This window comes from Halohasta sp. A2, from assembly GCF_056175805.1.
In genome coordinates this window covers 40,713-51,321 of the sequence record NZ_JAQFWV010000017.1, presented here as the reverse complement: position 1 = coordinate 51,321, position 10,609 = coordinate 40,713, and the positions used below count along the sequence as shown (strand labels likewise).

Annotated in this window: 9 protein-coding genes; 8 read left to right on the top strand and 1 reads right to left on the bottom strand. The window is 47.0% G+C overall.

Translation table 11 applies throughout. The features are described 5' to 3' along the window. The first annotated feature begins 178 nt into the window (after nucleotides 1-178). Both O2S87_RS07400 and O2S87_RS07395 read left to right on the top strand, forming a co-directional pair. Nucleotides 179-466, top strand: coding sequence for a hypothetical protein (locus O2S87_RS07400; RefSeq protein ID WP_475408159.1), 288 nt, complete (start codon nucleotides 179-181; stop codon nucleotides 464-466). A 5-nt stretch (nucleotides 467-471) separates the two neighbouring features. Continuing rightward, a complete protein-coding gene (locus tag O2S87_RS07395) occupies nucleotides 472-1,422 on the top strand; it encodes a hypothetical protein (protein WP_475408158.1) in 951 nt (316 codons plus the stop codon). A gap of 51 nt (nucleotides 1,423-1,473) precedes the next feature. Here O2S87_RS07395 and O2S87_RS07390 read toward each other — a convergent pair whose 3' ends face one another. Further along, nucleotides 1,474-2,571, bottom strand: coding sequence for a hypothetical protein (locus O2S87_RS07390; protein ID WP_475408157.1), 1,098 nt, complete (start codon nucleotides 2,569-2,571; stop codon nucleotides 1,474-1,476). A 159-nt stretch (nucleotides 2,572-2,730) separates the two neighbouring features. Here O2S87_RS07390 and O2S87_RS07385 point away from each other — a divergent pair, with 159 nt between their 5' ends. From O2S87_RS07385 to O2S87_RS07360, 6 genes are all read left to right on the top strand, one after another. Further along, nucleotides 2,731-3,735 (top strand): DUF932 domain-containing protein, encoded by a 1,005-nt coding sequence (locus tag O2S87_RS07385; RefSeq protein WP_475408156.1) that lies wholly within the window; start codon nucleotides 2,731-2,733, stop codon nucleotides 3,733-3,735. A gap of 20 nt (nucleotides 3,736-3,755) precedes the next feature. After that, nucleotides 3,756-4,094, top strand: coding sequence for a hypothetical protein (locus O2S87_RS07380; RefSeq protein WP_475408155.1), 339 nt, complete (start codon nucleotides 3,756-3,758; stop codon nucleotides 4,092-4,094). A 259-nt stretch (nucleotides 4,095-4,353) separates the two neighbouring features. Further along, complete coding sequence (locus O2S87_RS07375) at nucleotides 4,354-4,617, top strand: hypothetical protein (RefSeq protein ID WP_475408154.1); 264 nt, start codon at nucleotides 4,354-4,356, stop codon at nucleotides 4,615-4,617. Nucleotides 4,618-4,669: 52 nt separating this feature from the next. Next, on the top strand, nucleotides 4,670-6,262 hold the full coding sequence (locus tag O2S87_RS07370) for a type I restriction-modification system subunit M (protein WP_475408153.1): 1,593 nt from the start codon (nucleotides 4,670-4,672) through the stop codon (nucleotides 6,260-6,262). Further along, the gene (locus O2S87_RS07365; RefSeq protein ID WP_475408152.1) at nucleotides 6,259-7,593 is read left to right on the top strand and encodes a restriction endonuclease subunit S; all 1,335 of its coding nucleotides are present in this window, start codon (nucleotides 6,259-6,261) and stop codon (nucleotides 7,591-7,593) included. The genes O2S87_RS07370 and O2S87_RS07365 overlap by 4 nt, the downstream gene beginning before the upstream one ends. 6 nt (nucleotides 7,594-7,599) lie before the next feature. Next, on the top strand, nucleotides 7,600-10,590 hold the full coding sequence (locus tag O2S87_RS07360) for a type I restriction endonuclease subunit R (RefSeq protein WP_475408151.1): 2,991 nt from the start codon (nucleotides 7,600-7,602) through the stop codon (nucleotides 10,588-10,590). Nucleotides 10,591-10,609: the final 19 nt, after the last annotated feature.

Genomic DNA, 10,609 nt, shown 5'->3' with positions numbered 1-10,609 from the left:
GTGAGTGTAATCTCGATTGGGGACTCTTTCATTCTAGCACCGAAACAGTCCCCTTCCTCTAACGTATCAACTGCTACTTCGTTGCGGTGAGTGTTGGCTTGGTTCTAAACGATCCTGAGACGCGACCAAAATATTGGTCGCATCACTGGTGACGATGGTCGGACGGAACTTGTTCTATATGCAGATCGACTACTGGTCACGTGAGCTCCGCGCTGATCGATATGCAGCCGAGAAAGTCGGATCCGAGCCATTGGAACGGGCATTGAAGGCTTTTGATAATAACCGGGACAATATGACGAATATTCGTTATGTCTCTGCTGTGGGGATCGCAGATTTTGGTGGTCGATTCTCTCTTCGGCGATCAGTAGACCGGCTTTTTGATCTGTTCTTTGGCGAGTATTCTATTCGGAAGGCCCATCCGGATATACAGGAACGTCTGGAAAATCTGCCTCAGATCACTGATTGAATCGCATGATTCGGAGTATAGATCGCCTTTACAAGGAGTACTTCGAAGACCAATTAGAACCCGGTGAAAGCTACAACAGTGACTTCGTCGAAGAAAAAGAAGGATGGAGAACACAGTTCCAAACACTCCACCAAGCAGAAGACAAATACAGCGACAGTGAAGAAAACGCATTGAACGCAGGCTGGTGGGAAGGCCTCAACATGACAGGAGTCGGCAGCGAATCAACAGAGACCAAGTACTACGACACGGAAACCGCGGAAGACCACTACCTTGGCGGAGAAGCAGTAGATCCCTGGGAACCCGCCAACTCCGGACAAGGAGATGATGCGGTAAGATCGACCGAATTTGAGGGAGGTTTCGCAGGAAACTGCGAAGAAGAAACCTGGACCTATCAAGGTTCGGACGAAATACCTGAATGGAGTTGTGAGGGTGAAGAAGATCCGACTGGTAGCATCACAGGAACCACGGTAGTGGAAGTCCCTGATTTGACCACAACCGCTCACCTGCCGGAACGTGATGATGACAAGTTTGGCATCGTACTGTTTCCGTTCAACAACCAGCCAGAGGGCCAGAGGCCTAACTACATTCCAGATGGTTTAGACACTCAAATTTCACACTACGCTGATGTGTCTGATAGCGGAGGCGACAATAGGAACATCAATCATGCTGAGGTTACGTGCTGGGCAGGAAGCCTAAACGAAAAGCCGAACGACGTTGAGAACTCGGATAGAGCGTTTGTAGAGGATAGAGTTGACATGGGTACTCAAGACCCTGAAGAAGTAATTAAACAAGTAAATGATCCAGGCGAATACAACGGCCACTCATGTGAATGGCAGTACGACGTAACCGACTTTGACGATCCGGTCAAAGGCGGAGAAGTAATCGCATTACATCAAGACGAGAACGAACATTACCTTCAAGATATGAGGGATGAAGGTGTAGAAATTCCAGAATAAGAGAGGAGTTTTTCGAGAGGCCTAAATTAGGCCTCTTTTTTATGTTTGTTTTTATACAGTTCCATAGAATGTTTCGAAGGCTTCTTCGCCTGTCTCGATTAGTTCCGTGTGGTTCTCGAGTAATTCCTCGGCGTACCCGTTGAAGTCGTCGTAATCTAGTCTTCGGGGTAGTTCAGAGGGGGTTGATGTGAGGCTTATTGCTTCGTAGCTGTCAGGGTCTTCGCCAAGGAATTCGAGTGCTTCGTCGAATTGGTCTTCGATGAATATTGTTTCGAGTACTGCGGTTGAGTCTCTTACTGGGCCTAGGAATAGTTCTCCGTCTTCTGCAAGAACGGCCTCTTCAATGTATTTAGGGAGAATCTCTAAAGGCACTCCTGCTTTCTCCTTCAAATCAATATCCTCTGCCTCATAGACACTTCTCAAAATTCCTTGGTAAAAACCTGTCTCCTGTAGTGAGGCATCTTTCAAATTAGACTCATCAAATCCTGCTAACCGGTCAGTTATATTATCGTTGCGGTTTTTAAGAGGTTCATCTTGAATGGCTCCCGCATTATGGGTATTGGAGTCTACAGTAAGTGATTCGTGTTCTGTTGAAAATAACCTCCCGATTCCGTGGTCTTCAACATTGTCATCAGTAACTTTGACTATTGTGTTTTTCAGGTTTTGTCGCTGTACCTCTTCTTTTATTCTTTTGTTGGCTGCTGCGACTGCGTATCTTATTCTTGCTGAAGATTGTCCTCCAAGTTCATCGCTATAATGCTCTACGATAGGATTAAAGAAGTTGGCTGTTGCTTCTCCTACTGCCTCAGGGTCTGTGAAGTCTATTCCTTCATAAGCATTTTGAAGCCCTACTTCTAAGGCGTTTTTACCCCCGGCATCTCTGCTAGCTAAATCCTCATAAAAATCCATTTCTCCACAGTCTACGTATTCCCAAGTAGTATCTGTGTTGAGGCCTTCACTTTGATCATTAGAATCTTTAGAATCATCATTGTTTGAATCAGTGGAGTTGTTAGATTCTGGGTCAGGATCTCTTATGGGTTCTTGGGAATCGTTTCCTATGCAGCCTGCCGCTCCTGTTGTTAGTGCTGCTACTGTTGCTGCAACGAATTTACGCCTACCTATCGAAGTATCGTCATTATTTTTTCTCATTTGTTATCAAGGCCTCGTTACTAAGTAGCAATATAACATGATGTCTTATATGTTTTGTATGAAAACAAGTTTCTGAGTTTCAGAGTATCCTTGGTTCATCGGAAGCTTGGTCTCTCGTTTCTGTATTATTCTGGTTTGTTCTTAGTATGGGTTAGAAGGGTGAATCGAAAAATGAAAGGTGAAAATTATGATTTCAGTGGATTGGATAATTTGTATAAAACCGCGGAGGAGCTGCCGGAGGTGAGTCGACACGATGTGTATGCTCATCAGGAAGAGTTGGATGAGTGGGAGGAGATCCCGTACCGGGACTCGTTGTGGACGGATGATGGCCGTGCTACAGGTGTTGTGTCCAGTAGTGAGAGTTTCTACAACGTGATTCAGTACGGTGATATTCTGGGGACGGTTGGTGATGCGATCGGTCGACACGAGGATATTTGGCCGGAAGGCCGTGTTTCGTTGTCTCCGTCGGCGCACAAGATGTCGGCCTCGATCGATTTTGATGGGGCACGAGTTTACGCTGCTGAGGGTGATCCGGTTGATCTCGGGTTGCAGATTCAGAGCGGGCATTCCGGGTATCACGGCTTGAAATACGATATCGGTGCGGAACGTGAGGTCTGCAGTAACGGGATGACGGCGTTTGTTTCTGAATTGGGTTTCGAGCAGACGCACAGCGATCCGTTCGATCCTGGGTTGGCGTATAATGCGGTCGACGCAGTGGTTGAAAGCCCGGAACAGGTTGAGCACCGGTTGGAAGAGGCCCAGGAGCGGGAGTTGATGAATCAGGATGAGGCCTTGCTGGTGTTGTTGGAGACGGGTGTCGGCCTGTATCTGGAGGATCCGGTACCGGATCTGTTGAACGCCTTGTTTGACGAAATAGATGATCCGGAGGCCCCGACGTTGTGGGAGACGTACAACGCGGCCACGCGTGCGTTGACTCATTATACTCGCGATGTCCCGGAGTACGAGCTTGCCACGGGTTTTGAGAAGGCCTCACAGTTGTTGGAGACCGGGAACAACGAACTCCCGGAGCCGAAAGAATTGGGTCGACAAGCGGTTGATCGGCGTAGCCGTGCGTTGATTGAAGATGGTGATGCTGAGCCGTATTGGGAGAGCGAGCCTGAAACCCTGCGAGAACTCATGCAGATGCACGAGGCAGAGGCTTAGACTCGGGGGTGAATGCTGTTATGAGTGATTACGATGATGTGGAGCCGTTGGCTCAGTGGGAGGCTGCCCTCTTGCCGGACTGGGAGTGGGAGGCCTTCGAAAAGAAGGATGACGAGCTGTATTTTGGCCGGGTTCGGTCGCCGAAGACGTACGGGGACTGGGAGTACGGCTACTTTTCCGAGGCCCAGTTGAAGAGGGCGGGTGCGTATCGAACCGATCTTGACCCCGATAGTGAAGAGCCGTTGTTTCCGGACGGTGGAGGCCTCGACGAAGAACTAGCTGGAGTGTATGAAACCGAGTTAGAGGCCTTACGTAATGGCGAGTGTGGTTTCGATCTCGACGAATGGGGGTGTGACTGACGGTCGACGTAGACGATCTGATCGAGGAATTTCTGGAGGAGAAAGAGTACGTAGAATTTCGGAAGCCCTACTGGCTGTTCCTGGATTCCAGAGAGGAGCTGGAGTGGGGCTTGTTCAATTATTTTCCAGAAGCACATTACAAGAAGGCGATTGATCAGGCCTTCCAAGAAGATGCAGAAATTCGATTGAATTCAAAATCTGAGACTGATTACCAATCACGGGTGGATGACCGATAACAGACTTCGCTGAAGACGATCCGTTGAATCGGACGCTGGAAGAACAGTTGATTGACGACATAACCTACCGCTTCATCCTGAAACAAAACCAGTTCCTGAGAGGTGAGTACAACAGCGATGTCTCACATTTAGATGGAGAGGAACTGCCTCACGGAATCCAAATCATCTACAACAACGGAGGCCCGCAGTACTCGGTCGAAAAATACCTACCTATCTGGCACTACGACAACACCATCGAACACCTTCAAGACAGCTACGAGGCCTTACTCGAATTCACTGATGAATAATCGCAGTTCTCCCAACACAAGTATTAACAGAGTATCCCTACCAGTAGATTATATGGCAATTGCCGGGAATTCTAATGGAGAGCTTGAAAAGAAGCTCTGGAAAACTGCCGAAAAACTTCGAGGCCCTGTCGATCCATCTGAGTACAAGGATTTCGCGCTCGGTTTACTGTTTCTCAAGAGTATGTCTGATTCTTTCGAGCAGCGGCGACAGGAGCTTGAGGAAAGCACGAGGGATCCGGAGTCCCGGCACTATACTGAGGATGAGAAGGAACGGGAGTATATTCTAACTGATAAAGATGAGTACAAGAGCGAGAACGTGTTTTACCTTCCTGAAGAAGCTCGGTGGCAGTACTTTGTCGACAACGCTACTGACCCTCAAATTGGTAAGAAGATCGATGATGCGATGCGGACTATCGAGGATGAGAACCCGCGGCTCAAAGGAATTCTGCCAAAGGGATACTCCCGATCATCAATCTCAAGCAACTCTTCTGACGCATTAGAAGGCCTCATCAACTTGTTTGCAGATCTTGAGATGGGCGAGGTCGACGAGAACGGTGATGAGAAGCAGGATGAGGATATTTTCGGCCGTGTCTACGAGTACTTCATCAAACAGTTTGCGATGAAAGGCGGGCAGAAAGGGGGCGAGTTCTACACTCCAAAAAGCGTGGTCGAACTCATGGTCGAGATCTTAGAACCATATGAAGGCCGGATTTTCGACCCATTCAGCGGCTCCGGTGGAATGTTCGTCCAGAGCCAGAAATTTATCGAAAGCCACGGTGGCGACACCGACAAAATCTCGATCTACGGTCAAGAAATCAAGGAGAGCACTCTCCAAATCTCTAAGATGAACCTGTACCTCCGAGGATTGGACGGAGACATCAAACAAGGTGACAGCATCCTCAACGACCAACACAAAGGCCTCGAAGCTGATTACATTCTCACTAATCCTCCATTCAATATGAGCGAGTGGGGCAAGGACTCGATCGCAGACGATGATCCTCGCTTCAAATATGGTGTAGCACCTTCCAATAATGCGAATTACGCCTTCATCCAGCACATGATTACTCATCTCAACGATACCGGGATGGCAGCCACTGTTATGGCGAACGGAGCGATGTCCGTTCAGGGCAAAGAAGGGGAAATTAGGCAGAGTATCATCGAAGATGATCTGCTTGATGCTGTTATCGCACTTCCCAAGGAACTGTTCTTCACAACAAGCATCCCTGCCTGTATTTTCATTTTGAGTAAGGGGAAAGACTCTGACAAGTACCGTGATAGAGGCGGTGAAACACTGTTTGTAGATGCCAGAGAGGAATTCGAGAACATCAACCGGACACAAAACACTCTTTCTGAAGAGAATATTAATAAAATTGTTGAGAAGGTCAGAGCCTATCGAGGTGAAGAAGGAGCAGCCGAATACAAGGATGAGATAGGATTCTGTAAGATATCTAATATCGACGATATAGAAGAAAACCGTCATATAATCACGCCCGGCAGATACGTCGGAATCAAAAAACAGGATAGCGACGATGAACCCTTCGACGTTAAGATAGAAAGGCTGTCAGCTGATCTCAGAGAAAATTTCCAGAAATCCAACGAGTTACAGGATCAGATTGAGAAGAATTTGGAGGTGCTTGGATTTTGACTTCAAAACAAAAAGAAATTAACGAAGAAATCCTGTCTTCCAATGAAAAATTATGTGACGGGTGGGAGGAAGTAATTTTTTCAGATGTTATCGAAATAAATGACTATCCATCTGCTGAGAAAGGTGATGAGTATAAGGCCGTTGGTATGGCTGATGTGGGCAGAAACAAAAGAAAAATTCAAAATTGGGACATAAAAGAATACTCCTATTCAAGACCCAGATTTAGGAACGCACAGACTTTAATGGCAAGGATCACACCTTGTCTTGAAAATGGAAAAACAGCTTATGTTGATGTTTTTGATGACGATGAAGTTGCGATTGGATCGACGGAGTTCATAGTTCTCTCGGATACAGAAAAAACAATTCCAAAGTTTGTCTACTATACTGCTCGAAGGCCTGAAATAAGACAGTTTGCGATCAAGAGGATGACAGGAACCTCAGGAAGACAGAGGGTTCCTTTGGACATCTTTGACCAGAAACGTATTAGGATTCCACCAATAGAGGAACAGAGAAAAATTGTTGCCATTCTCGATAACTTGGACACAAAAATTGAAATAAATAACAAAATTAGAAATAAGCTGGAAGATCTAATACAGACAATCTTCAAATCCCGTTTCGTAGATTACGATTCATATAGCGAATTCAAAAATACAGATATTGGGGAAATCCCGGTAAATTTCAAAGTAGTTGAGTTAGATAGCATCGTGGAGCTGAAGAGAGGCTATTCCTATAGCAGTGATTATCTTGATAAAGAAAATGAAATTAATGACAGCTACCCTATGATAAATCTGAAGAATGTACAAGAAGGAGGCGGTTTTAGATCTGATGATTATAAATACTATACAGAAGATGTAATTAAAGATAGATACCATATCAAGGAAGGGGATCTCATTTTAGCAATTACAGAGCAGACGCTAGATGGGGAGTTGATAGGTTCTCCAGCTATAATACCGGATCTGAATGCAGAAAAAAGCATCATTTCACAGGATTTGGCAAAAGTTCTGCCAGAAAGCGTCTCAAGGGAGTTCCTGTATCATTTATTCAAAGCAGATGATTTTGATGAGTACACAACATCAGTGGCGACAGGTACTACAGTATTTCATCTTAGCCTAACCTCGATAGGCGAGTATGAATTCTCACTGCCTCCTGAGGACGAAATTAAAAAGTTTACAAACATAGCTCGACCGATTCACAAGCAGAAAAGTGTACTATTAGATGAAAATAGACGTCTCGCTCAAATTCGAGATACTCTCCTTCCTAAGTTGATGTCAGGCGATATCAGAGTTAACAACATTAATCTTGAGAATTTAGAGGTTACTAACGAGGTTTGATTGGTTATGTCGATGAACGAGATGGAGCTGGTGGAGAAGCCGATTTTGCAGATTTTTCAGGAGATCGGTTATGAGTATAAGCCAGGGGTTGAGCTGGGGCCTAATGGGGCTGATCCTGAGCGGAGTTCTCTGTCTGATGTTGTCTTGAGGGGCCGGTTAGAGCGTAAGCTTCGTGAGTTTAATCCGGGTCTTCCTGAGGCGGCGATTGAGGATGCTATTTCGCAGTTAGTTGGTTCTAATTCTCCAAGTCTGTTGAGGAACAACAAGGATTTCCACGAGAAGCTGGTGAATGGTGTCCAAGTGGAATACGAGGTTGATGGTGAGGTCCGAGGCGATTTTGTCGATGTATTCAATTTTGATGAACCTGAAAGGAATGATTTTTTAGTTTCTAATCAGGTGGTTATTCAGATTGGTGATGGGCCTCAGCGGAAGCCGGATATCGTAGTTTTCGTGAATGGCCTACCTATTGGCGTGTTGGAGTTGAAGGATCCGACGAATCCTCAGGCCTCGATGGGGAATGCGTATAAGCAGGTGACGGATCGGTACGTGAACGATATTCCGGACCTGTTCCATTACAATGAGCTGATCGGTATTATGGATATGAATAATGCGAAGCTCGGCTGTTTGAGTGCGGGTTGGGAGTGGTTTTCGCCGTGGCGGTATATTGATGAGCAGAAGGATGCGACGGATGAGTTACCGCCTTCTGAGGTTTTGATTCGTGGTGCTTTCGAAAAGAGTCGACTGCTAGATCTCATTGAGAATTTCGTGGTGTATGATGGTAGTGCTGGGAAGCTGAGTAAGAAGTTGGCTGCGTATCACCAGTTTTACGCGGTGAATAGTGCTGTGGAGAGCAGTCGGAGAGTTGTGCCTGATCCTGATGAGAATCGTATTGGCCTGGTTTGGCATACGCAGGGTTCGGGGAAGTCTCTTTCAATGGTGTTCTATGCGAAGAAGATCAAGCGTGAGAGTTCGATGAGGAATCCGACTCTTGTGTTTTTGACTGATCGGAATGATCTTGACGATCAGTTGTACAAGGAGTTCGAGAAGCATGGTTTGAATGCGGAGTGGGCGGATAAGGATAATCGGGTTCAGCTTCGGGAACGGTTGGATCGGGAGGCTGGCGGTATTATTTTCTCCACGATTCAGAAGTTCCAGACAACTGATGATGAGGTCAGGTATCCGGTGGTGAATGAGCGTGACAATGTGATTGTGGTGGCGGATGAGGCCCATCGTACGCAGTACAAGAGTTTGGCTACGAATGTGCGTGATGGGCTGCCTAATGCGTCGTATATCGGGTTTACTGCGACTCCGATTGAGAAGGAGGATCGGTCGACGACGAATACGTTTGGCGGTTATATTAGCCAGTATACGATTCGGGAGTCGGAGAAGGATGAGTCGACGGTTCCGATCTATTATCAGAGTCGTTTGGCGAAGCTGCAGATTAATGATCCTGAGATCGAGAACCGGTTTAATGAGTTGATGGCGTCGAAGTCGGATGATTTGAAGAATGAGATGAAGCGGAAGTGGACGCAGCTTCGCAGGATCATTGAGAACAGTGAGGAGCGGACCGAGATGATCGCAGAGGATATTGTCGACCACTTCAATAATCGGGAGATTGAGGGCAAGGGGATGGTGGTTGCGATCAGCCGTGAGGCTGCTGTTAATCTCAGTAGGAAGATCAGGGAGGTGCCGGGTGCTCCAGAGACTCGGGTTGTGATTTCTGGGTCAGAGGATTTCATCGAGAATCCGATTTCGAACGAGACGTTAAAACGCCGGTTCAAGGATCCGGACGACCCATTCGAGATCGTTGTTGTCTGCGATAAGTGGTTGACCGGGTTCGATGCACCGCATCTGCATACGTTGTACGTGGATAAGCCGATGAAGAACCATAACTTGCTTCAGGCTATTGGACGGGTCAATCGGGTGTACAAGGACAAGCCGGGAGGCCTGATTGTTGATTATATTGGTATTAGTGAGCGGTTGAAGGAGGCCTTGGATAAGTATACTTCTGAGATTCGGGATGATGCGATGTTGGATATTGAGGAGGCTGTGAAGGTTATGCGGGAGAAGCATCAGGAAGTCGCTGATTTCTTTTCGGCTGTGGATTACAGTGATTGGCCGCAGCTTGAGCGGTTGGAGCGTAAGCGGTTGTTGTATAAGGCCCAGAATGAGGTTTTGATCACGGAGGAGCGGGAGGATCAGTTCCGGAAGTCGATGAAGGGTTTGAAGAAGGCTCATTCGTTGGTGACTCCGCATTCTGCGGCGAGTGAGATCCGTGTGGATGTCGCGTTCTTTGAAGCTGTGCTTGGTGCGATAAATAGTATTGAGAATTCTGGTAATCCTGATGAGGTGGAGGGGTTGGATTCTGCGATGAAGGAGTTGGTGGCTGCTGGTGTAGGTATTGAGGATTTGATTGAGGTAACTGGTTTCGATAAGTGGGAGAAGCAGAAGCCGGTGTTGAGTGATGAGTTTTTGCAGGAGGTGGAGGCGGTTGAGTTCGAGAATTTGCAGGTGAAGATGCTTCGCCAGTTGCTGGAGAACGAGATTTCAACGAGGAAGCAGGGTAATTTGGCGAAGTATGAGTCGTTTGAGAAGGAGTTGCAGGAGACGATCGAGGATTACAATCAGGGCTTCCTGTCCACGGGCCAAGTTATTGATGAGTTGAAGGATTTTGCCGATGAGATTCAGGAGACTGATGATCGGCAGGATGAGTTGAATTTGAGCGATCAGGAGTTGGCATTCTATGATGCGATCTCGACGAATACCGATACCGAGATCGATGAGGAGACGTTGAAGCAGATTGCCCGTGAATTGAAGCAGAATTTGAAGGATAGTGTCGAGCTCGATTGGACGAACCGCGATAAGATCCGAGCCGAGATCACGACAGAGGTCAAAGCAGTTCTACGAAGCAACGGCCTCAGTTTGTACAAGCATGAGCACTTGGTTGACCCGATTATGGATCAGGCCGAGGCCTTCTACGGCGGGGCTGCTGCGTAGGGTATCTTCTATTGAAACA